At 42.6% G+C, this 22,369-nt stretch carries 18 protein-coding genes; 2 read left to right on the forward strand and 16 right to left on the reverse strand.

Translation table 11 applies throughout. The annotated features are described in order from the left end of the window. Nucleotides 1-313: 313 nt before the first annotated feature. From PG766_RS08555 to PG766_RS08570, 4 genes are all read right to left on the reverse strand, one after another. Nucleotides 314-1,225, reverse strand: a complete 912-nt coding sequence (locus PG766_RS08555) for a CvpA family protein (protein ID WP_118199589.1) — start codon at nucleotides 1,223-1,225, stop codon at nucleotides 314-316. 9 nt (nucleotides 1,226-1,234) lie between these two features. Further along, nucleotides 1,235-2,413: a DUF5711 family protein gene (locus PG766_RS08560; RefSeq protein WP_118199588.1), complete on the reverse strand. Its 1,179-nt coding sequence runs from the start codon at nucleotides 2,411-2,413 to the stop codon at nucleotides 1,235-1,237. Nucleotides 2,414-2,481: 68 nt separating this feature from the next. After that, a complete protein-coding gene (locus tag PG766_RS08565; protein ID WP_118199587.1) occupies nucleotides 2,482-3,615 on the reverse strand; it encodes a LysM peptidoglycan-binding domain-containing protein in 1,134 nt (377 codons plus the stop codon). A gap of 66 nt (nucleotides 3,616-3,681) precedes the next feature. Beyond that, the gene (locus tag PG766_RS08570; RefSeq protein WP_118199586.1) at nucleotides 3,682-4,281 is read right to left on the reverse strand and encodes an HD domain-containing protein; all 600 of its coding nucleotides are present in this window, start codon (nucleotides 4,279-4,281) and stop codon (nucleotides 3,682-3,684) included. Nucleotides 4,282-4,475: 194 nt separating this feature from the next. Here PG766_RS08570 and PG766_RS08575 point away from each other — a divergent pair, with 194 nt between their 5' ends. Beyond that, nucleotides 4,476-5,276, forward strand: coding sequence for a hypothetical protein (locus tag PG766_RS08575; protein WP_118199585.1), 801 nt, complete (start codon nucleotides 4,476-4,478; stop codon nucleotides 5,274-5,276). A 171-nt stretch (nucleotides 5,277-5,447) separates the two neighbouring features. Here PG766_RS08575 and PG766_RS08580 read toward each other — a convergent pair whose 3' ends face one another. The 8 genes from PG766_RS08580 to PG766_RS08615 all read right to left on the reverse strand — a co-directional run bounded on the left by PG766_RS08580 (nucleotide 5,448) and on the right by PG766_RS08615 (nucleotide 13,040). After that, nucleotides 5,448-6,389: a transketolase family protein gene (locus PG766_RS08580; RefSeq protein ID WP_022220697.1), complete on the reverse strand. Its 942-nt coding sequence runs from the start codon at nucleotides 6,387-6,389 to the stop codon at nucleotides 5,448-5,450. Then, nucleotides 6,377-7,213, reverse strand: coding sequence for a transketolase (locus tag PG766_RS08585; protein ID WP_055158468.1), 837 nt, complete (start codon nucleotides 7,211-7,213; stop codon nucleotides 6,377-6,379). The genes PG766_RS08580 and PG766_RS08585 overlap by 13 nt, the downstream gene beginning before the upstream one ends. A 94-nt stretch (nucleotides 7,214-7,307) precedes the next feature. After that, nucleotides 7,308-7,964 carry a fructose-6-phosphate aldolase gene (gene fsa / locus PG766_RS08590; protein ID WP_008370963.1) on the reverse strand — a complete coding sequence of 219 codons (657 nt, stop codon included), beginning with the start codon at nucleotides 7,962-7,964 and terminating at the stop codon, nucleotides 7,308-7,310. A gap of 263 nt (nucleotides 7,965-8,227) precedes the next feature. After that, nucleotides 8,228-9,328, reverse strand: a complete 1,101-nt coding sequence (locus tag PG766_RS08595) for a LacI family DNA-binding transcriptional regulator (RefSeq protein WP_044998858.1) — start codon at nucleotides 9,326-9,328, stop codon at nucleotides 8,228-8,230. Nucleotides 9,329-9,395: 67 nt separating this feature from the next. Next, nucleotides 9,396-9,992 carry a recombination mediator RecR gene (gene recR, locus PG766_RS08600; RefSeq protein ID WP_008370967.1) on the reverse strand — a complete coding sequence of 199 codons (597 nt, stop codon included), beginning with the start codon at nucleotides 9,990-9,992 and terminating at the stop codon, nucleotides 9,396-9,398. 16 nt (nucleotides 9,993-10,008) lie between these two features. Next, complete coding sequence (locus PG766_RS08605) at nucleotides 10,009-10,359, reverse strand: YbaB/EbfC family nucleoid-associated protein (RefSeq protein ID WP_022220696.1); 351 nt, start codon at nucleotides 10,357-10,359, stop codon at nucleotides 10,009-10,011. Between the two features lie 21 nt (nucleotides 10,360-10,380). Continuing rightward, nucleotides 10,381-11,949, reverse strand: a complete 1,569-nt coding sequence (gene dnaX, locus PG766_RS08610) for a DNA polymerase III subunit gamma/tau (RefSeq protein ID WP_118199584.1) — start codon at nucleotides 11,947-11,949, stop codon at nucleotides 10,381-10,383. 14 nt (nucleotides 11,950-11,963) lie between these two features. Then, nucleotides 11,964-13,040, reverse strand: coding sequence for a 6-phosphofructokinase (locus PG766_RS08615; RefSeq protein ID WP_118199583.1), 1,077 nt, complete (start codon nucleotides 13,038-13,040; stop codon nucleotides 11,964-11,966). Between the two features lie 306 nt (nucleotides 13,041-13,346). Between PG766_RS08615 and PG766_RS08620 the strand changes: the two genes are divergently transcribed. Then, a complete protein-coding gene (locus tag PG766_RS08620) occupies nucleotides 13,347-14,210 on the forward strand; it encodes a methionyl aminopeptidase (RefSeq protein ID WP_055249318.1) in 864 nt (287 codons plus the stop codon). 86 nt (nucleotides 14,211-14,296) lie between these two features. Here PG766_RS08620 and PG766_RS08625 read toward each other — a convergent pair whose 3' ends face one another. The 4 genes from PG766_RS08625 to PG766_RS08640 all read right to left on the reverse strand — a co-directional run bounded on the left by PG766_RS08625 (nucleotide 14,297) and on the right by PG766_RS08640 (nucleotide 22,363). Beyond that, nucleotides 14,297-16,186, reverse strand: coding sequence for a fructose-1,6-bisphosphatase (locus PG766_RS08625; protein ID WP_118199582.1), 1,890 nt, complete (start codon nucleotides 16,184-16,186; stop codon nucleotides 14,297-14,299). A 24-nt stretch (nucleotides 16,187-16,210) separates the two neighbouring features. Continuing rightward, a complete protein-coding gene (locus PG766_RS08630; RefSeq protein ID WP_117559427.1) occupies nucleotides 16,211-18,724 on the reverse strand; it encodes a hypothetical protein in 2,514 nt (837 codons plus the stop codon). Between the two features lie 36 nt (nucleotides 18,725-18,760). Then, nucleotides 18,761-19,648 (reverse strand): methyltransferase, encoded by an 888-nt coding sequence (locus PG766_RS08635; protein ID WP_270590731.1) that lies wholly within the window; start codon nucleotides 19,646-19,648, stop codon nucleotides 18,761-18,763. A gap of 108 nt (nucleotides 19,649-19,756) precedes the next feature. Further along, nucleotides 19,757-22,363 (reverse strand): histidine kinase dimerization/phospho-acceptor domain-containing protein, encoded by a 2,607-nt coding sequence (locus tag PG766_RS08640; protein ID WP_270203567.1) that lies wholly within the window; start codon nucleotides 22,361-22,363, stop codon nucleotides 19,757-19,759. Nucleotides 22,364-22,369 lie beyond the last annotated feature (6 nt).

Here is a 22,369-nt window from a genome sequence, read left to right on the forward strand (position 1 = left end):
AGGGTTTGTTGTCTATTGTTCAGTTATCAATGTTCTTTTTTTGTTGTTGCCGTTTCATGTGACAGCTTTTATATTATATCAAAGTGTTTCGTGTTTGTCAACAACTTTTTTAAATTATTTTTTGTCGCTTTTTATTTTTATCAGCGACAACCTCTATATAATATCATGTGTATTTTGTTTTGTCAACACATTTTTTGAGGTTTTTATTTTTATTTTCAAAGGCTACCTTACATTCCTTATTATAAATAAAAATCCATCACTTTTCCGTGACGGATTTTTATAATACCATTATCAGTTTCTATTGTCAAGCCTTTTATCTCAACATTGTTGCAATTTTCATAATTATATTATTATCATATAAAAAACTAAGGATCTGATCTTCTCTGATCATTCCCATTGCCTGCTTTCCTATCGTTGTTGTATACAGAAGCGTAATTACAATAAACAGGATCCCTACTATAATAAATGAAATCGTCGACCCTACCAGAACTCCTGCCAGCCTGTTCAGAATTCCCAGAACCGGAAGTGCTGTCACAAAATCAAGCGCAAACACAACCGCTCTTATCACAATGGTTGCAAACAGGAATGTTACCAGAAACGCGACAATCTCGATAACCAGCTTTGCAAAATATTTGCTTACATATTCCGCAAATGTCGTTACCCCAAGCTTCTGATAAACTTCACTGTTATTATTTTCCAGAAGAAGATTCTTAAATACATCCGGAAGATCTGCCCCCTCGATTGCCACTATCTGCATTTGCTTTGGAATCTCAGCCTCCATGATCGACTGCTCTACCTCTTCCGTTGACACATGTCCATCGAAGATATCTGGTGAAATTCCATACTGCTGCAGCATCTCATCTGACACATTACCATTTACAATATCTTCCACGGTAATTCCTGCTGCTTCCAATGTCTGCTCAGATACACCTGCCGCTGAGAGGATTCCCCGCACCTGCTCTTCCGTAAATCCCGAATTTGTATCCGCTTCTCCCGTGAAGGCTTTTGTCATCGTTTTTATACACTGCTGTTCTACCATCTCATCAATCGGTGTAAGCGAATAAATTGCTTTGCTGACATACGGCGTTGCAAAATACACAACCGCCAGTGTAAGGATCGTCGCCCCAAGCGATACAGCAATCCTGACAGCACCTTTAGCAAATCCTACAATAGCTCCTATTGCTATAATGCCCCCGACAATTACCAATAAAATATTTACTTCCATACTCTACTCCTATTTTACAAGCCGTACCTCTGCAAGTCCGTCTGCATTCATCACAAGGTACTTATTGATTCCGAAAACCGGAATTACTTCTTTTATCTCATATTCTGTCGTTCCTTCAAATTGCTTCACACCAAGCTTGGAATAAATCAGGCAGGAAGTCCCATCATACATGATAACATTTCCATCTGCAATCTTTACATTTCCATATTCCCCGGTAAATGTTTTAGATAATTTCTGATTTCCTTCCATATCATATAGGCGAAGCTCATATTCTCCGCTTTCTTCTTTCAGTATGAACCCAAGATATTCATCGTCATGGAAAAAGCTCTTAATCTGCTTATCCAGCTTTACTGTTTTAGAAAGCTTCGGCTTGTCCGTTTCCTTATAGATCATAAACGACTGATCTCCGACCAGAACAGACTTCTTCTCATCTATAAAAAACGAAGTCGGAACAATTGTGTTTTTGTAAACATCATCAGCAACCTGATATTCTTTGTTCGCTTCTTCTGTATTATCAAAATTCAGGTATCCGACTCTTGTTGCCTCGACACCATCCGCTACACACAAATATGAAATCTGAAGTCTCGTTCCGTTCGGCGAAAGTGCGATTCCAATCGGGTATCCGGTTCCGGTAAGTGAAGCTCTGTGCTCTACCAGTACATTTCCTGTCGCATCATAGCACACAACCATTGGTGAATTTTCGTTATTTAAAATCGTACTGACAATTCCATTTTCCGCAACAGCTATCTTCTCGATCGGATAATTCGTATGGATTTCTCCCTTCGCGCCTTTTTCATCCATAACATAAATATCATTTCCACCGCGCTCTGCGACCGCCATCGCTTTTCCCGACACATTGATAACCGGATCCTTAATCTGATAAGACTGATTCCACTGCTCTACACCTTTTTTATTGATATACGCAATTCCATCCCGTCCGTATTTGAGCATTCCGTCTGCATATTGCAAATATTTCAAATCACTTGATTCTGTCTCTTTATTTTTATAGCTTTGCAGAGTCCGTAAGCTTGTATATGTCTGCAATTTCACAAGCAGATAGCTGCTGATCAGTGCAAACACAAACGCCAAAATCGTTACCGCCGTCTTTATTCTCTTTTTTACTTTGTACGCCTTTATCTTCTCTTCCAGGTTTTCGTCCGGATCACGTACCTTTACTATCACATCCATAACCTGTCCTTTTCCTGTCGTTAGTTTGTTGTTAGTATACCACAGTTTTTATTCATATGTACAGAAAACTACGGCAGAATCAATTTCTGTCCGATAAAAATCAGGTTTCCGTCCGACAACCCGTTCATTCTGCAGATCGCATCTACATGTCCACTATCCCCGTATACTTTCTTGCTGATTTTGGCTAGCGTATCGCCTTTTTCTACAATATAAATATCTTCACTCATTTCCTGCATTGCGCTCATCGAAGAATCATCGACCTTTTCTTCCTCTGTCGAAGCAGAATCAGAGCCCTCTCCCTGCTGTGGCATCGGATCCTGCTGTTCCTCTGTCTGCGGATCATTCGTCTGCTCTGACTGAACGGTATTCTCATTTTGTTGCTCATTTGCTTCTTTTACTGTGCCACTGGTTTTCTGCGTTTTTTCTTCGCCCTGCTTCATGATCGAATTACGTATAAATTCCAGGGATGACTGGACACTTTTCATTTTCCCATAATTGTTCAGGGTTGTCACGCCCATAATCAGAACCACAATTACCAGAAACACGCTCGCCACGTATGTCAGCCTGGAAGTTTTCTTCTGCTCCTGCGCCTCAAATCTTTCTTTTACAAGGTTGCGAAAATCTTTTGCAGCCTTATCTTCCACAACTTCGCTGGGTGTCACGCCAATCTTTTTCCGTGCCGTAATCATATAACTCTGCATTGCAGCATTTTTTTCATAATAAACATAATGCCCGCCAATCTGCATCAGCTCTTTATATTTGTAACAATAATACTGTTCTTCCACCTCTGCATTATCTTTTAATATAAAAATAGTATTTCTTTCGGAAAAATATTTTTCATGGGTATTGAATATCTTCGTATCTATCACCATTCGCGCGCCCGGTCTGCAGAGCATCCAGCCAATCATCGTACCCTCTTCAAAATATTCCTTTTTCTCCTGCTCTGCTTTTTCAAAATTCTCCTGTGAAATGATTTCATTTTCATCATCGGAAAATTCCATGCAGATCGCGCCAAAAATATAGAGACACTCCTGACCTTCTGTTACTTCTTTTTTACCGACCAGAAATGCACCTGCCTGTTCCTTATCTGCTTTATCACAAATCTGATTCAGAAATGTATCTACATAATCTTCCACGTAAATCTTCGGAGTATCACTCACATTTCCTATCTGACGTACATTTTTTGGAAATTTGTTTTCCATAATACTCTCACCTCATTCTGCATATTTTGTAGTTTAGGCTATCGTATCATATGGAAAGCACACTTTTTATCGCTTTGTGTCTACTAAATAGGAAAATCGTTCGACAATCCTGTCCATTCCCCGTTTTTTCTTTACCGGATCGCTCTCCTTTCGCTGTGCAGTCTCAAAACTGCCGCAATACTTGTCAGCAAGTGTCGTAATCCATCCTTCTTTTGTCCGCGGCACAGAAAAAAGTGTGACCGGCCACATATGGTTGATGATAATATCCCGTTCGATGCTATTCAGATCAAAAAATTTCTCTGCGTTCATGAGCGCTCTTTTCGGATGCGTCATCCCATGAAAATGATCCCCTGTCCGCTTTGCATGGGTATGCCAGTCGTACAAAAACAAATCATGCAGCATTCCCGCACGCGCTGCTGACCTTGCATCCAGTCCAAGTGCCTTACACCAGATATAATTATAGTAAGAAACATGAAGACAGTGCTGATAACAGTTTGTCACTCCATGATGCGGATAAAGCTTCATTCTCAGCACTACCGGATGGATTGCAATATCTTTGATGCATTCATAAAACTGTTCAAATTCTTCATCCTGCTCCTCCGGTGTTTTATTTTTCTTTTTTAATTTATCATTTAATTCAGTTATCGTTTTCTGTAATTTTTCCATTCTGGTTACCCTCTTTTTTTCTGCCGTGTTCCTTTCCCCGGCATACTTTAAGTATACCAAAATTTCTTTTGTTCCACCTCATTCTTTTCTAAAGAATTCCTTATGATTTTGTGATGTTTCTGTGATTCATATTGTTTCTTTCAAATTCCTGGTATAAAATAGGGCGAAACAAAAATGAGGAGGCTGATTGTAACATGAAACAGATTTATGAAGACCTGTCAGACGATACTGACTTTGATATCATTGATCTGGATGACGTACCGGATCGGGATACCGTAAAAAGGCGTAAAAAGAAATCTCAAAGAGATGTAAATAAAACCAACAAAAGCGAGGAAGTAAAAAAGAAGGAACACTCTTCCTCCGAAGATCCTTCAGAGGATTCACGAAAGGAGCGGTCTAAAAAAGCCCGGAAACGTACTTCCGGAAACTCTGGAAACGGCAGTTCAAAAGCTTCCGGGAAAAAGCGTTCCACTCCATCCGCTTCGATCATCACCACTCCGGTGAAAAAGACCGTGCAGACAGGCGCAAAAATAACCGGCAAACTCCTGCAGACCGGAGCCCGTGGCGTAACGCTTCTGATGATCGCCGTAATTGCATTTAATATTTTCAAGAATTTCTGGAGCTGTTATCCAGTATATGGTTCACTTGCCACAGCGGTAAATGCCAAGAATTATACGCTCGGTGCCTTCCTTGGCGTCGCAGCATTTCTGCTGATTATGGAGATTATTTTCTTCCTGTGGGCGCTGACCGGACCATGTGCTTATGGAGACAGGGGTACAAAGCGTGTCGATACCGGACGGGGGCTTTTCTCTTTCCTGTTCATCGGTATAACTGTAATTGCTGCCGGAATATTCTGGAATCTGATTCCTTCTTCTCCATCACCACTGACCGGTCTTGCCGGCGGTCTGCAGCTGTATGGAAGTCTGAAAGGAATCCTTCTTCCATTATGCGGAATTGGACTTGTAAGCTGTATTATACGGAAAATATTTTCCTAGAACGGGAAATATGCCACTCTCAAAATATAACTGGTTATAGTGCCACTGGTCTGGTGCTGTATCCTTCTCACTCCCACAGCGGATCAATAACTTTCATCCATAACAAAAATGCCAGTCCCGATTTACACCGGTTCTGGCATTTTTATTATAGATTCTCAGAATCCTTTTTTATTATTTTACAAATGCTTTTACTTTTTCGCAGATGCTGTCTGCATCAAGTCCGTATTTCTTGATCAGTTCAACTGCCGGACCAGATTCCCCGAACGTATCCATAACACCAATCTTCAGAACAGGTGTAGGAAGTTTTTCAGAAAGCACATCACATACAGCACTTCCAAGTCCACCGATAACAGAATGTTCTTCTACGGTAACAACTTTTCCTGTCTCTTTTGCTGCTGCAACAATAAGTTCTTCATCAATAGGTTTGATCGTATGGATATTGATTACTTTCGCATCGATTCCGTCTGCTGCAAGCTTTTCAGCTGCTGCAAGAGATTCGCTCACTTCAAGTCCTGTTGCAACGATTGTTACATCTTTACCTTCGCGAAGTACGATTCCTTTTCCGATCTCAAACTTATAATCCGGATTATCATTGATTACCGGCACTGCAAGTCTTCCGAAACGCATATATACCGGTCCCTGATGTTCATATGCTGCAAATACAGCTGCTCTTGCTTCTACATCATCTGCCGGGCTGATCACTACCATACCTGGGATTGTTCTCATAAGAGCGATATCTTCGTTGCACTGATGGGTAGCACCATCTTCACCAACGGAAATACCTGCATGTGTAGCACCGATCTTAACATTGTTCTTCGGATATCCGACAGAGTTACGAACCTGTTCAAATGCACGTCCTGCTGCGAACATTGCAAATGTACTTGCAAACGGAACTTTGCCTGTTGTAGCGATACCAGCTGCAACTCCGATCATGTTGCCTTCTGCGATACCACAATCGATAAATCTTTCCGGGAATGCTTTCTTAAACATTCCTGTCTTTGTAGCTCCGGCAAGGTCAGCATCAAGTACTACTACATCATCATGCAGTTTTCCAAGTTCAACTAAAGCATTACCATAGCTTTCTCTTGTTGCGATTTTCTTTACTTCTGACATAATGCTTCACCTGCTTTCTCTAAATCTTCCATAGCGATCTTGTATTCTTCATCATTCGGAGCTTTTCCATGCCATCCAGCCTGGTCTTCCATGAAAGAAACACCTTTACCTTTTATGGTCTTGGCAATAATAGCTGTCGGCATTCCTTTTGTTTCTTTTGCTTCTTTGAAAGCAGCTGCAATCTGATCAAAATCATGTCCATCGATATTGATTACGTGGAAGTTAAATGCTTCAAATTTCTTGTCGATCGGGTATGGTGAGTTAACTTCATCAATACGTCCGTCAATCTGAAGGTTGTTATTATCTACAATTACTACCAGATTGTCCAGTTTTCTGAAGCCTGCTAACATAGAAGCTTCCCAAACCTGTCCTTCCTGAATTTCTCCATCTCCGAGAAGTGTGTATACACGATAGTCATCATTACTCAGTTTTGCAGAAATAGCCATACCTACTGCTGCTGAGATTCCCTGTCCCAGAGATCCGCTTGACATATCAACACCCGGGATGTGCTTCATATCCGGATGTCCCTGAAGGTAAGATCCTGTATGACGAAGTGTCTTGAGGTCTTCTACCGGGAAGAATCCTCTGTGTGCCAGTGCAGAATAGTATCCCGGAGCTGTATGTCCTTTGGAAAGAACGAAACGGTCGCGGTCTGCTTTCTTAGGATCCTTAGGATCGATATTTAACTCTTCAAAATATAAATATGTGTAGATGTCTGCTGCTGACAGAGATCCGCCCGGATGTCCGGATTTGGCAGCGTGTACTGCTGTCACGATGCTCTTACGGATTTCATTTGCAGTTTTCATAAGTTCTGACTTGTTCATGAAAATATGCCTCCTGAAATAGTTTATTTTTAGTCACTTTGTCGGAAGCGCAGATTGGTGCTCTTCCGACAGTAAATTATTCCGATTGTAAATTTTATTCTCCGAATACTGCTTTGTAATCAGCCTGGAATTTTGCGATACCAGCATCTGTAAGCGGATGATGTGTCATCTGTTCAATTACTTTGTAAGGAACAGTTGCAATATCAGCACCTGCAAGTGCACATTCTGTAACGTGCATTGGGTTACGGACGCTCGCGCAGATGATCTGTGTATCAATATCTCCGGCCGCTGCAAACATCTCAGCGATTTCTTCGATCAGTTCTGTTCCACGTACAGAAATATCATCCAGACGTCCAAGGAACGGCGATACATATGTAGCCCCTGCTCTTGCTGCAAGAAGTGCCTGGTTTGCTGTGAATACCAGTGTTACATTTGTCTTGATTCCTTCAGCTGTAAGAGCTTTACAAGCTTTCAGTCCTTCTACAGTCATCGGAATTTTAACTACCATGTTCGGATGGATCTTAGCGATTTCTCTACCTTCTGCAATCATACCTTCTGCATCAGTAGTTGTTGCTTTTACTTCTCCACTGATCGGTCCGTCTACGATAGATGCGATCTCTGCGATAACTTCTTTAAAATCACGTCCCTCTTTTGCGATCAGTGACGGATTTGTTGTAACTCCGCAGATAACTCCCATATCGTTAGCTTTTTTAATGTCTTCCACATTTGCTGTGTCGATGAAAAATCTCATTTCGTTTTCCTCCTTATGAACATGAAAATTCGTATTTCCCGTTATCAGGAATCCCTCTTTTTATCTGATTGCCTGACTTGGTTAAATTATATCGCAATTTACTCTGACAGGTCAATAGCCATATGTTTTTATTAGTAATTTTTCGCGTTAATATTAACTATTTTATTAGTAATTTTTTGATACCGTTTTTGGATAATCCTTTATTTTATAGCGTTTTCAGAGATATAAACTATGAAATATTACTAATATTTTTTGAATTTAAACTAATTTTTCCCTTTTTTTGTTTTCGCATAAGACGTCGTTCCACGCACGATCAGACGAGGTTCATATTCTACATGGTAGGTGCTGATCGGCTGGATCTCTGAATACTGGCTGTTCTGAGAAAGAATCTTTTTCATAATGATATCACAGGCATCCCGCCCTTTGAAAACGACAAAATGCTCGATCGTTGTCAGCGACACCTTATGCATCTTCGCAAACAGTGTATTATCACATCCCATTACGGAAATATCTGCCGGAACTTTATATTTTTCTTCGTGAAGTGCATCCAAGATTCCAAATGCGATCATATCATTTAATCCGACGATCGCAGTAATATCATTATGCTCTCTCAAAAGCTCTTTCGTCAGATCATATCCGATCTTATACTCCGAATCGATATTCGGGATGCTCATATCGATCGACTCATTTGCTGCCTTGATGATCACATTGTCTTTTAATCCAACAGCATCAAATTCTTTCAGAAATCCTTCCACCCTTTTGGAGCGCTGCTTCTGTCTGGTTGTAAGAGGTGGTGCAATATACGCTACTTTCCGATGCCCCAGATCCAGAAGATGCTTTGCCATCATCCTTCCGAGTTTGGAATTATCCAGTTCCACTGCATCTACATTCAGATGCTCATTCTGGTTATTGATAATTACGATCGGAATTTTTTCTGCCAACTCTTCTATCGTATCCATAAAGCAATGACTTGGATTGCAGGTATAGATAATGCCAAGCGGTTTCAGCTCATGCATCATCCTGAGATACCGCTCCTCCATCTTCAGATCCCTCTGGGTATTGCACACAAACAGTCCATATCCCTGCTCCTTTGCACGGGATTCAATCCCTTGAAGCAACATAACATAATAAGGGTTCGTGAGGTTGGAACAAAATACGACGATCAGTTTTTCTTTCCTGCTTTCTCTGCGTGTCTTTCTTTTCGGTACTTCGTATCCCATCTCTTCTGCGATCTGTTCCACTTTACGGATCGTTTCTTTTGAAAATGATACATTATATTTTTTATTCAGGATCATGGATACCGTTGCCTGCGACACACCTGCCGCATGTGCGATATCCGAAGAGGTTACTTTCTTCTTTCTCATATCTTTACTTCTTTCAAATGCATACGTTTCCGGCACTCCTCGCAGTCCTTAAGTCACGTTAAGTCACCTAAAGTGCTGTACGTCCTTCCAGTGCACGCAGAAGCGTCACTTCATCAATATATTCCAGATCGCCGCCGACCGGCACGCCGCTTGCGATCCGGCTGACCTTGATTCCTGTCGGCTTGATCAGTTTGCTGATATACATCGCAGTAGTCTCCCCTTCCAGGCTGGAATTGGTTGCGATGATCACTTCATCCACATCCCCCTGAAGACGCTCCATCAGCTCTTTTAGCCGGATATCTCCAGGTCCGATCCCAAGCATCGGGGAAATTGCGCCATGAAGTACATGGTACACACCATTATATTTTCCAGTCTTTTCATAAGCTGCAAGATCTCGGGAATTTTCCACAACCATGATCGTCTTATGATCCCGCTCCTCGCTGGCACAGATCGGGCATAATTCTTTGTCAGTAAGCGTGCAGCATTGCTTGCAGTATCTTACATTATTTCTTGCATCTACCAGTGTCGCTGCAAGCTGTTCTACCTGTTCCTTCGGCATATTAATGATATGAAAAGCCAGCCTTCCGGCTGACTTTGCTCCGATACCAGGCAGTCTTGATAATTCTTCGATCAGTTTACTGATCTGACTGCTGTAATAATCCATCTTTTACACTCCCGTTCTAGAACATTCCCGGCATTCCGCCAAGTCCGCCAGTCAGCTTGCTCATAGCGGAAGTATTTGCCTCATCGACCTGACGAAGTGCTTCATTGACTGCTGCCATGATCAGGTCTTCCAGCATCTCTACATCATCCGGATCCACAACTTCTTCCTGAAGTTTTACTTTCTGGACTTCTTTTTTACCGCTTACGGTCACTTCTACAGCTCCGCCACCTGCAGTTGCTGTAAAACTTTTCTCTTCCATCTCTTTTGCCTGCTCTTCCATCTGCTTCTGCATCTTCTGAGCCTGCTTCATTAAATTTGCCATATTTCCCGGCATTCCGCCTCCTGGAAATCCTCCTCTTTTTGCCATAACTATAAATCCTCCTAATTATTATTCATCTTCAATCGTGATCTCCATATTGATCACTTTTTCTATATCCACAAAACTGTCTTCAAAATGGCGTCCGTTCTCCACCTGACGCACATCAATCTCCACAGTCTTGCCGATTTTTTTCTCAATCAGATCTTTTAATTCCTGCTTATGTTCTTCACTTCCTACCACGCTGGCGCTGATCTCATCCGGCAGAACGATCAGAAGTCTGTCCTGATCGTCCACGCTGAGTCTTGCCTGCTTCAGATAGCCTCTAAGCATTCCTGATGCTTCGTTTGCAATCTTCCGGAAATTGGATGTCACCTGCTTTACATCTTCCTTCAGTGCTTTCGGAAACTGCGGTTTTGGCTGTGGCTTCGGTGCTTCACCATTTACATAAACAACCCTCTCCTGCGGCTGCGCAACTGCAAAACTTCCTTCTTCTACCTGTTTTTCCAGTGCACGGATCCGGTCCAGAATACTGTCCTTCGTACTCTCCATCTGCGGTTTGCAAAGCTTGATCAGTGTTACTTCCAGAAGCACTCTTTTCTGTGTTGCGTATTTGAGCTGATTTGTCAGCTCGGAAAAAATACGGATATACCGGAGCAGCACCCCGGATTCGATCATCTGTGCTTCCTCTTTCAGCTGCGCCAGATTCTCCGTCGATACATCCAGCACATCTTCCATATTATCCGAAGTCTTCACCAGAAGAAGGTTGCGCAGATACCAGGTAAAATCTGCCGCAAGCTGCGTCAGTTCTCTTCCCTGCATCACAAGCTCTTCTACAGTAGCAAGTACCTTTCCCACATCCTGGCTGATGATCTGTCTGAGAAGCCGGCTGAACACATCCGTATCCACCGCGCCAAGAACCTCAAGAACATGATCGTAGGTCAGCTTCTGTCCGAGGTAAAACGCAATGCACTGATCCAGAAGACTTAGTGCATCTCGCATGGATCCGTCCGCCGCTTTCGCAATATAGCGGATTGCTTTTTCTTCTACCTCAACTTGTTCTTTTTTCATCAGTTCATCCAACCGCGCTGCGATCGTATCGATCGTAATACGCTTGAAATCGTAGCGCTGGCATCTGGATAAAATCGTGATCGGAATCTTATGTGCCTCTGTCGTTGCAAGAATAAAGATTACATATTCCGGGGGTTCCTCCAAAGTCTTTAACAGAGCATTAAATGCACCTATTGAAAGCATATGCACCTCATCGATGATATACACCTTATATCTTCCCTCCGTCGGACGGTAGGATACCTCTTCCCTGATCTCACGGATATTGTCCACACCGTTGTTGGAAGCCGCATCGATCTCAATGACGTTCATGGAAGTACCGGCTGCAATATTTTTGCACATGGTACATTCCCCGCAGGGACTTCCGTCTACCGGATGCTCGCAATTGACTGCCTTTGCAAAAATCTTCGCTACTGTTGTCTTTCCGGTTCCTCTTGTGCCACAGAACAGATATGCATGTCCGATCCTGTCCGCCTTTATCTGATTCTTCAGCGTTGTGATAATATGATCTTGTCCTTTTACGTCTTCAAATTCCGCAGGACGGAATTTACGATACAGGGCAGTATATGACATGTTAAATTACTCCTTTACTCATCACCAAAACTGATTCCGACAATCTTGGCTTCTTTGATGATATCCGCTTTCGGATCTACCATCTTCAGCTTTCCGGCAACCTCTCCAAGCGGAACCTTGCGGATGTTGCCGTTCTTGATTCCTACCATATATCCGTAGTCCTCTTTTAAGATCAGGTCTGCTGCTGCTGCTCCAAGTCTGGTTGCAAGCACACGGTCATACGGACACGGGCTTCCACCTCTCTGCGTATGTCCCGGAACCGTGATACGAACCTCCTGATCCATACGGTTCTGGATCTTCTCTGCAAGCTCATATGCCACAGACGGATAGCCCTTCTTTTCCTGTTTTTCTTTTAATTTTTTCTTCGGAAGGGCTGCATCTTCTTTTGTGATCGCGCCTTCTGCAACCGCGATGATCGTAAAATGCTTTCCTGCCTCTGTACGGCTCTTGATCGCACGCACTACGTTATCCACATCATACGGGATCTCCGGGAGAAGAATAATATCTGCTCCGCCTGCGATTCCGGCATGAAGTGTTACCCATCCTACTTTATGCCCCATAACCTCTACAATAAATACACGGCTGTGTGAAGTTGCAGTTGTATGGATTCTGTCAATTGCTTCCGTTGCGATATCTACCGCACTCTGAAAGCCAAATGTCATATCTGTTCCCCACAGATCGTTGTCGATCGTCTTCGGAAGTGTAATCACATTCAGTCCTTCTTCTCTTAACAGATTCGCAGTCTTATGGGTTCCATTTCCTCCCAGTACTACCAGGCAGTTCAGGTTCAACTTGTGATAAGTATGCTTCATCGCTTCGACCTTATCGATTCCATCCGGTCCAGGTACGCGCATCAGTTTAAACGGCTGTCTGGATGTTCCGAGGATTGTTCCACCCATCGTCAGTATTCCCGAAAAATCTTTTGCTGTCAGCATCTCAAACTTCGAATAAATAAGTCCTTTATATCCATCCTGAAATCCATAAATTTCCACATCGTTTCGTTTTGAACAAAGTCCTTTTACAACACCTCGCATGGCTGCGTTCAGTGCCTGACAATCCCCACCACTGGTAAGCATTCCAATTCTAAACATAATTGCCCATCCTTTCCCTGTTCATCTTTTCCAGATCAGTCTGTTATTTTCAGTTATAATCCCTTTGTATTATAACCGATTCCTGAGTCCTATACAAGCAATAGTTCTGCTGCAAAACCAATACCTACCGCATCCTGGTCTGTCATTTTGAATCACATCTGGCGAAATGCACAGCACAGATTGACTTTTTGTTCCGGAATGGATATATTATAGAAGTGAAACAGTTAGTGCAGGCATACATCTGATTTTTTGTGATCACATCAGACTCTGCACGTAAAAATTTATAAAAGAAAGTCAGGTATTCTCATGGAAAGAAATGAATTGTGCTGGTGTGGCAGCGGAAAAAAATACAAAAAATGCCATCTTATGATCGAAGAAAAGATCGCATATCATGCAGATAAAGGAGAAATCGTTCCGACAAGAGATATGCTCAAGACCATTCCTCAGATTGAAGGAATCCAGAAAAGTGCAGATCTCAATACTGCCGTACTTGATCATGTAGCTGCCCATATCCACGCAGGCATGAGTACAGCCGAAATTGATAAATTAGTTTATGACTATACAACCGAACACGGCGGAATCCCGGCACCGCTTAATTATCAGGGATTCCCAAAGAGTGTGTGTACTTCTATTAACAACGAGATCTGCCATGGTATTCCGGATGAAAATATTATTCTGGAAGAAGGCGATATCATCAATGTGGATGTATCTACCATTCTGGACGGATATTTCTCAGATGCATCCCGTATGTTTATGATCGGCAAGGTCAGCGAACGTGCCGAAAAACTGGTTCGTGTCACACAGGAATGTGTCGAACTTGGACTTGCGCAGGCAAAACCATGGAACCATCTCGGAGACATTGCAGATGCGATCAATTCACATGCAAAAGCAAATGGCTATTCTGTTGTAGAGGAAATCGGCGGACATGGTGTTGGTCTTGAATTCCACGAAGAACCTTGGGTAAGCTATGTTACACCAAAGGGAAGCGAAATGCTTCTGGTTCCGGGTATGATCTTTACCATCGAACCAATGATCAACGAAGGCAGTCCGGAATTCTTTGTTGATGAAGACAATGACTGGACGGTTTATACCGAAGATGACGGACTTTCTGCTCAGGTAGAATACATGGTCCGCATTACGGATGATGGCGCTGTCGTTATGACAAAATAATAATGCATAAAAAGGATGCTGCAAAATCATGACCTGATTAAGCCGCATCCTTTTTATTATGCATATCAATAATGGAATCAAACTCTCTACTCCAGATCCCCTTCCCGGTAAACACGAAGCAGCATCTTCAGCCCTTCAATGTCTTCTTTGATCTTCTTTCCGGTATCTGTATCTCTTACCATCAGACGTTCTTTCTCAGTCTCTACCAGCTCCGATTTTGACTCAATATCTTTATTTTCCGTCAATGCCGCAAATACACTCTGGAATGGCTGGTGTGACTTGATCCGGATTCCATGGGAATTAAAGATCAGCGTATAACCGGCAATGCCGGTCGTCTTGTGATAACTTTTGCAAAAGCCCCCATCGATCACCATCAGTCGTCCATTTGCACGCACCGGATGCTCGCCTTTTGAAGTCCGCACCGGTGTGTGTCCATTGATGATATGTGACCGCTCAGAATAAAGACCAAATTCATGCAAAATCATATTGCAGACCTTTTCTTCTTCATAGAACCGGTAATATGGGTTGGACTCCTCATGCCAGGTCGTTTCATCCTTCACATAAGTCCGCTCAAAAGTCTTGATATTTCTGCCTGACAGCGGTGATTTTCTTCCGCACCACAGATACCACATAAAGTCTTTGTCTTTTTCCTTCGCATCTTTTGACCATGCCCTTCTTGCAATGTGTTCTGCATAATCCAGATAATCTCTTCCGCAATAACGCTTCCTTCCAAATACAACGCCCTCAAAATTACCGCTTTCATCCAGTGGCACACAGCCATGATATAAGAGGTTATTGTTAAAGATCCGATACATACTTCCTTTTTTGTACAGAAAATCAATGTGCTGGCGCAGACGGATGCTGTTCACAAATGCCATCTCAAGACCTTCGACTACCTGCTCTTCCTCTTCGGTGAGTTGGTATACATCCTCCAAATTTTCTGCCGCAAAATTGACTGTCGGGAAAGTCTCTTCTTTAATGTCATATTCCCTTCCGTCAATTTCCACCGTCTGACGTGCAACATCGACCTTGTGAAGCAGAAGCTTATCCTCCATTTTGTAATCCGGATTGCGCAGGATCACCTGACCTTCCAATTTAAAAAGAAGTACAGAAATCTCTTTTAAAGCTGCCTTCATCGGATCAATCCCCGGATAAATCTTCTCTGCAAATAAAGTCAGATTCCGAAGGCTGATGCCATAACTGTTCTCCAGGATCTTCATGTTATCGTACTTCAGATTGTTCCGGATCACAGTGGCAATACACGCTCTGCTTCCTGCCGCTGCCCCCATCCAGAGAATATCATGATTGCCCCACTCAATATCGATGGAATGATAAGTCATCAGGAGATCCATGATCCGATCTGCGCACGGTCCCCTGTCAAAAATATCGCCGACAATATGTAAGTGATCCACCGCAAGACGTTTGATCAGACCTGCCAGTACTTCGATAAACTCGTCTGCATTCTGAAGCTCAAGAAGTGTATCCAAAATATTGCGGTGATAGATAAGCTGATTGTCATCCTCATCCTTCTGCACATGAATCAGCTCGTCTAGGATATATGCATATTCCTTCGGCATCGCTTTCCTTACTTTCGAGCGGGTATATTTGGAAGAAAATAACCTTGCGATCTCAATCAGTTTTCCCAAAATCACACGATACCATTCTTCATTGTTCTTCCCTTCTTTTTTGATCAGCGCAAGCTTCTCAACCGGATAATAGATCAGGGTACAGATCTCTTCTCTGTCCAGATCAGATAAGGTATCTCCAAACAGCAGATCCACTTTTTCCCGGATCACGCCAGAACAGTTATTTAATATATGACAAAATGCTTCATATTCTCCGTGCAGGTCACTCATGAAATGCTCGGTTCCCTTCGGCAGACTTAAGATTGCCTTCAGGTTGATGATCTCTCGGCACACAGCCTGCTCTGTCGGGTACTTTTCTGCCAGAAGTTCTAAATATTTTTCATCTTTCATTTTCTTCCTCCATCCGGTTATTTTTTACTTTACATATCCAATAAATACATTTCCGCTTCCGCTTACAAGACCGTTCATCTCATCCGGCGTTGCGGAATGACGTTCTCCGTCTGCCGGATCCAGATAAGCATACTTCGCATCCGTGTATCCGATGACCAGTACCGCGTGATCCACACTGAGCATTGCGATCACCGGTGTCTCATGGCTGATCGTATAGCGGATTTCTTCCGGTGTACATCCGGTCAAATCAAACCCTTCTCCACCGGTTGCTTCTGTCAGGATTTCTGCCGGCGACTTTCCGTTTTCCAGCTCTGTTGATGCATTTATATCTTCTGCGCCTTCTAGCTTCAGGATCCGGTTCAGGCACGCTGCAAGTGTACTCTCACCTTCTCCTGTCCGGAACTCATCCATATTATTTACTTCATAAATATCCGGCGTATTTCCGGACTCCCATACATATTCCTGTGATGAAGAAATGACCACACCTTTTATCTTCTCCGCTTCCTGGATCGCATAAGATGCTTTTTCATACACCCCCTGCAGACTGCCAAGTGCATATACATAATACTGATTCTTTACCTTCGGTTTATCAAAGCTGACAACCATCGGTTTATCAAACAATACCTGCTTTGGTTTTAAAATTTTTGCTTTGCTGTCTTTGATCCCATTTTCATAAGTAAGACGAACCAGAGTTCCCCGCAGATCATCATTGTAGGTCTCAACTGTGATATTGCTCTCTTCCTTCTCCTGATTGTTGGTAATATAATCTGCCGTTGTTGAAATATAGGTATTCTCATTTCTGTTCACCCGATTAAGTGTCATCATATTGTCTGCCACATAGCCATCCAGAATGTAAAAATCCTGTACCTCATAGGTCTTGGCTATCTCCTGTTTCTGCGTGATGATATCCACTTTATACATCGGGTACACACTCTGTCCGGATATATTGGTTCCTGCATCGTTTCCACGCAGCGTGCCATAGGCAAAATCATTCCGGATAAATCCGATCGGTTTGACATATTCGTCTCCTTCGGATGTAATATCAAAAGATTTGCCCGTCTTCAGATTCAGCACGATAATCTTCTGCGACTCATTGATCTTTCCGCCCTCACTCTGGTAAGCAAGCAGATGTCCGTCTGGTGAAACCTGATACTGCCCTTCCTCCAGATCTTTCACCAGCACCTCTCTGGTGTTGTCCTTCAGATTCACAAGATACAATGTACCATCTATCATTACATAAAGATTTTCATCAGAATTACTGTAATATACAAATTTACCCAGATCCTCTTTCATCAGATAATATCCGTCTTCGCTAGGGACAAATGCTTTTTCCGTAACGGAATTTTTTTCTGCGTCAAAATAATAGACTGCTACACCTACCTGCCCTTCATGTACACCGCGATTCATATAACCCACTACAGTAAATGTGGTATTGCCTTTTTCATCTACTGAAATCAGGCGGATATCATGCAGGTCGCATAATGTACGCACATCCATGTTTTCCGCATCTGCGAAGCCGAATACCAGTGACATTTCATCCTCTTTTTTATCATAATGCCAGAGCTGGTTATCCTCTATAAATGCTACAATGGTTCCATCTGTATTAGTCTCATACTCCAGGTCCGTCGGCGCAATCCCAACAAGAACACCTTTCTGGTTCAGCGCAGTTGTCTTACCATCAAATCTCTGATTCATCGTGCGATCATAATCAAGCAGATACTGTTGTGCATCTTCCCCGGTGCGGATCCGGAAGAATTCCTTTACACTGTAAAGCCGATCAGCATAATCAGTATCCCCGGTGCACTTTACCTGGTATTTGAGGACAAGTGATGTGTAATTCTCATTGCATTCCTTAATTTCCCAGTATACATTTCCCGATACCTGCGGTGCAAGCGAACCCCATGTCACCTGTGACTGTGTCGATGCAAGTGTGACCTCCTGATAGGTGGAGCTGTCCTCACTGGAATCTGTTTCCAAATAGCTTTCGACCTTATCACCCTGATTTTCGAGTGCCGCATTGTGGAAATCATTTGCGAAATCCAGGCTTTTCTTATAGTTGCAATCTGCCGAATTCTTGATCCTGGTATAAAAATAAATATTCTGATTATCCAGGTACAAGGTTACTTTCAAAATCCTCTCTTCTTTCAGGATCTTCGTATTCTTGAAATTTAAAGTTACTGTATCCTGAACATCTTTAATGGTTCCCTCCTGGATACATTTTTTCCCATTCAGTGTATATACCTGCCAGTAAACCTTCTGGATCTGGTTATCATATTTTGCAATGTTCATATCCAGCTGGTTATTTGTGACGGGTGTCAGTGTATCACGCATTGAAGTAAGCGTCATATCGCTTTTATATCCCGGCAGTGAGTTCACTTCATATCCTTCTGTCGTAAAGGATATTCTTGGCAATGTCGCACCTCCCATATCTGCACTCATATCAGTGTTGCCTCTGTTCGTCACATAACTGGATACGATAACTGCAAGAATAAATACAGTAGTCAGTACCCCTGTCTTTATTGCTATCTTTTTAAACATTGTAATTATAGTCCCCTTTATCTTAATTTGCTAAATTTATACTCCTTTTTCTCCCTCTTCATTCTGCTGATCCAATAATCTCCCCAGCATTGGATCGATGTGAAGCATTTCTTCACATGTGCGGATTGCCTCTGTATTTTTTCCTTTATTTCCCGTGTAAATGGCCCGTATCAAAATATTCTTCGGTGTATGCTCCATATCGATAAACTCCAGGATCTGTGTGTCATATCCCTCCCTCTTGAGATATTCTGCACGCATAGCATCCGTGACAAGAGCTGCCATTCGCTCTTTGATCAGTCCGATGATCCGGATATCATAACCTTTTAACTCATGCAAATAATAGTAAATTGCAAATGTCAGATAGGATTTGCCGCATCCAAAATCCAGAATCGTTACTTCCCTATCCTTCGGGAGCTCCGGAAGAACATCCTCGATAAACTCCAGGAAACGGTTGATCTGGCGGAACTTATCAAACTTTGTCCGCACGATTTCCCCTTCTTTTGTCATAACTCCCAGATCCTGTAAAAATGGAACTGCTTTTCCTTCCTCCAGGATATAATGCTTCTTCCGGTTGTGTGACAGATCAATCTCTTTGAACCTCCCGGTCTGAAGCCGTCTCTGAATCGTCATTTTCCTTTTTTTGCTGACCAGAACCTGATAGCGGAATTTTCTCGTCTCCATCTGCATCTGTTTGAATTCCTGCATGGCATTTTCAATATATCCTGCTGCTTCTTCTTCATTCAGATTGTGGTGAAATACCTGGTTGTTCCGGTGCTCTTCGCACTGGTACAAAATATTGTCTTTATGCTCCACAGGGCGGATCTTAATCTTTACAATTCCGCCTTTTTCACGTGGATTGCTGATTATTGCTGATAAAAATTCTTTATTTAAACTCTTTTTTAAGATATTATTCAATGATTCCATTTTAATTTCCCCTTACATTTTAGGTTATATGTACGAATCCAGTTTTTATTGTAAAGCGAAATAAAATAGAGCGCAAGGGAAATTTCCCTTACGCCCCATATTTACCTGTTACTGTTCTACTTCCTGATAGACATCTTCCGTTTCTTTTGGAACCGGGAAACGGATCAGTACCTTGAACAGATCTCCGTCGAGATATAACTCGAATTTTCCCCCTTGAAGCTTTGTCAGATTCTGTGCAATCGAAAGACCAAGCCCGCTTCCTTCCGTGCTTCTGGATACATCTCCGCGGATAAATCTTTCTGTCAGCTCATCTGCCGAAATATTCAGCGGCTGCTCTGATACATTCTTGATCGTAAACTGTACTTCCTCACCTGTCTGAACCAGATCCACGTAGACCCGGCTTCCCTCCATTGCATATTTTGCCGCATTGTTAAATACATTTGCAAGAACTCTCCACATTCGTCTGCCGTCTGCGTAGATTGTTGCCGGTTCGGTCGGAAGATTCATGATCATTTTCAGATTCCTTGCCTCAAATTTTTCTTCAAACTCTGCACTGGTCTGGTTAACCAGCTCAACCAGATTCAGATTCATCATTTCCAGGCTGATATTGCCACTGCTTACCTTGGAAGCTTCTACCACATCCTCGGTAAGTGTCTTCAGACGATATGCTTTTTCTTCCAGAACCTGAAGATAATTCCGGATCTTCGGATCCTCAAAATCCTCTCTCTTTAAAAGGTCCACATAATTAATGATTGATGTAAGCGGCGTTTTGATATCATGGGATACATTTGTGATCAGATCCGTTTTGAGGCGTTCATTTTTTACGCTCTCTTCTACCGCCCGGTCCAGTCCATCTCCGATCTTATTGATGCTGACTGCTGCTTCAAGCTGTCCGCCTTTGAGTCCATTTAACGGAATCTGATAATCAACCTGACCGTCTGCGATTGCTTTTACCCCTTTGATGATCCGCGCTCTTCCGATGGCTCTGCGCATCAGGCAGAAAAATGCCCCCGCCTCTGCCGCAAGCATTACGAACAGCCAGATTCCCGGCTCCCACATGGCGATCGCGATCCAGTGAACTACAACCAGTACTCCAAACAAAATCGCAGCTTTCCAGACCTCCCCCAGATGCCGGATTCCAATCCGGACGTATTTGATGATCAGACATAAAATACTGTTCTTCCACAAGGTCTTTGCCTTGATCCTTCTTACCATTCCAAGCCAGAAAGTAAGTCCTGTCATGCAAACGCTTACCGCAACAATCCCTGCAAAAATCAGTACCGATGTGCCATTGAAACCATCTCCGCTAAACCAGACTCCGTTCAGCAGACTGTAACTTAAACTGATTTCCCCGTAAATACATATCACCATAACTGCAACCGACAAAAGAATAAAGAGTTCTGTCTTCATTTTATCGACCCGATTTAACACAATGCCTTCTTCCCGGTTTGATCTGCCCGCAACAATTGTCAGCCATGCCAGAATTACAAGCATTGCAAATCCGGTTGCAATCGCAATCCAGAAGGTAAATCTTACCTGCGGTGCATACTCCTGATAAATCTTGCTCTCCTGATAAAAGTCATCCTGGATTGGATAGGAAGTATCTACCGCGAACACGCATTCGTAATTATCCATCCACATATTGCCACCGATCAGTGATTTCCACTGTGATCCGTCCATATCAATATCACTCTGGTACTCAGTAAGCTTTGGTGTGGCAACCGCATATACTCCCAGCTTTTTCATACTTTCCAGATTCTTTTCCCATTCATCAAATCTCTGATATGCAAGACGGTTGGTATAAACTTTTTTATTGTCCAGATCTACAATCATATATGCAAGATTGGTATTACCTTCTTTATATTCTTCCGTTACATACTGCCACGTCAAAAAATTATCCCGTACACTGTCCACAGTATTTCCAAGCATGGACATCGCATCACTTAACTTGCCGTTCCATCTGGAATCCTTGTTCACAACTTCCAGAAGATTCTTCGCGCCCACCGGTGCACAGTTTTCGGAAACTTTTTCTCCGTCATACCGCCAGCACTTTGTGTAGACCTGGCGATTTTCACTGTCCAGAATATTGCGGTAAATACTTGCGGAGCTCTCGATCCAGTCATTGATCAGAGAATCAATCACTTCTCCGGTGCTTTCCAGTGAATATTCATCTTTTGCCTCATCCATATTACCAAACTGAAGGTTCCCGTTTTTAAATTCTCGACGAAATTCTTTTTCATAGTAATAATGGTAGGTTCCGTCATCCTTCTGGCAGACGATGATCTCATCATCATTGTCTCCATCTGCCATCTTGGTCCCGTCTGCGTAGTACATCTCCTGATCGTTTTCCCAGTAATTCACAAGATCACCAAGACGGTATGCAAGCCCATTTACATTTTCATTTGAAATCTTACGATCTGAATCATATTCTTTCAGATCTACAATTCTGTTTTCATCATATTTTCCTTCTGTTTCAAAATTGCTGTCGTATCCTTCCGCAGCCGCAATATCATTTGCAGCACTCATCAGCTTGTCGGTAAACCCTTTTGACTGTTCATACTTCTTATGTGGCTTTTCAAACAGGATTCCTGCCAGATTATCGCCCGGATAACTGAATGTAAAAACCAGACATGTGATCATCACCACCGCTAAAATATGCTCCAGTACGATCAGGATTCCTTTACATGGTGCGCTCTGATACCATTTGTTATTCATAAGACC

Origin of the sequence: Coprococcus sp. LG101-27 (genome assembly GCF_027695515.1) — a bacterium.
Classification (GTDB): domain Bacteria; phylum Bacillota; class Clostridia; order Lachnospirales; family Lachnospiraceae; genus Allocoprococcus; species Allocoprococcus comes.

What these genes read in the sequence shown, in the direction of transcription:
- PG766_RS08555 (WP_118199589.1), bottom strand. Translation starts at nt 1,225, where the DNA reads ATGGAAGTAAATATTTTATTGGTAATTGTCGGGGGCATTATAGCAATA.
- PG766_RS08560 (WP_118199588.1), bottom strand. Translation starts at nt 2,413, where the DNA reads ATGGATGTGATAGTAAAGGTACGTGATCCGGACGAAAACCTGGAAGAG.
- PG766_RS08565 (WP_118199587.1), bottom strand. Translation starts at nt 3,615, where the DNA reads ATGGAAAACAAATTTCCAAAAAATGTACGTCAGATAGGAAATGTGAGT.
- PG766_RS08570 (WP_118199586.1), bottom strand. Translation starts at nt 4,281, where the DNA reads ATGGAAAAATTACAGAAAACGATAACTGAATTAAATGATAAATTAAAA.
- PG766_RS08575 (WP_118199585.1), top strand. Translation starts at nt 4,476, where the DNA reads ATGAAACAGATTTATGAAGACCTGTCAGACGATACTGACTTTGATATC.
- PG766_RS08580 (WP_022220697.1), bottom strand. Translation starts at nt 6,389, where the DNA reads ATGTCAGAAGTAAAGAAAATCGCAACAAGAGAAAGCTATGGTAATGCT.
- PG766_RS08585 (WP_055158468.1), bottom strand. Translation starts at nt 7,213, where the DNA reads ATGAACAAGTCAGAACTTATGAAAACTGCAAATGAAATCCGTAAGAGC.
- fsa (WP_008370963.1), bottom strand. Translation starts at nt 7,964, where the DNA reads ATGAGATTTTTCATCGACACAGCAAATGTGGAAGACATTAAAAAAGCT.
- PG766_RS08595 (WP_044998858.1), bottom strand. Translation starts at nt 9,328, where the DNA reads ATGAGAAAGAAGAAAGTAACCTCTTCGGATATCGCACATGCGGCAGGT.
- recR (WP_008370967.1), bottom strand. Translation starts at nt 9,992, where the DNA reads ATGGATTATTACAGCAGTCAGATCAGTAAACTGATCGAAGAATTATCA.
- PG766_RS08605 (WP_022220696.1), bottom strand. Translation starts at nt 10,359, where the DNA reads ATGGCAAAAAGAGGAGGATTTCCAGGAGGCGGAATGCCGGGAAATATG.
- dnaX (WP_118199584.1), bottom strand. Translation starts at nt 11,949, where the DNA reads ATGTCATATACTGCCCTGTATCGTAAATTCCGTCCTGCGGAATTTGAA.
- PG766_RS08615 (WP_118199583.1), bottom strand. Translation starts at nt 13,040, where the DNA reads ATGTTTAGAATTGGAATGCTTACCAGTGGTGGGGATTGTCAGGCACTG.
- PG766_RS08620 (WP_055249318.1), top strand. Translation starts at nt 13,347, where the DNA reads ATGGAAAGAAATGAATTGTGCTGGTGTGGCAGCGGAAAAAAATACAAA.
- PG766_RS08625 (WP_118199582.1), bottom strand. Translation starts at nt 16,186, where the DNA reads ATGAAAGATGAAAAATATTTAGAACTTCTGGCAGAAAAGTACCCGACA.
- PG766_RS08630 (WP_117559427.1), bottom strand. Translation starts at nt 18,724, where the DNA reads ATGTTTAAAAAGATAGCAATAAAGACAGGGGTACTGACTACTGTATTT.
- PG766_RS08635 (WP_270590731.1), bottom strand. Translation starts at nt 19,648, where the DNA reads ATGGAATCATTGAATAATATCTTAAAAAAGAGTTTAAATAAAGAATTT.
- PG766_RS08640 (WP_270203567.1), bottom strand. Translation starts at nt 22,363, where the DNA reads ATGAATAACAAATGGTATCAGAGCGCACCATGTAAAGGAATCCTGATC.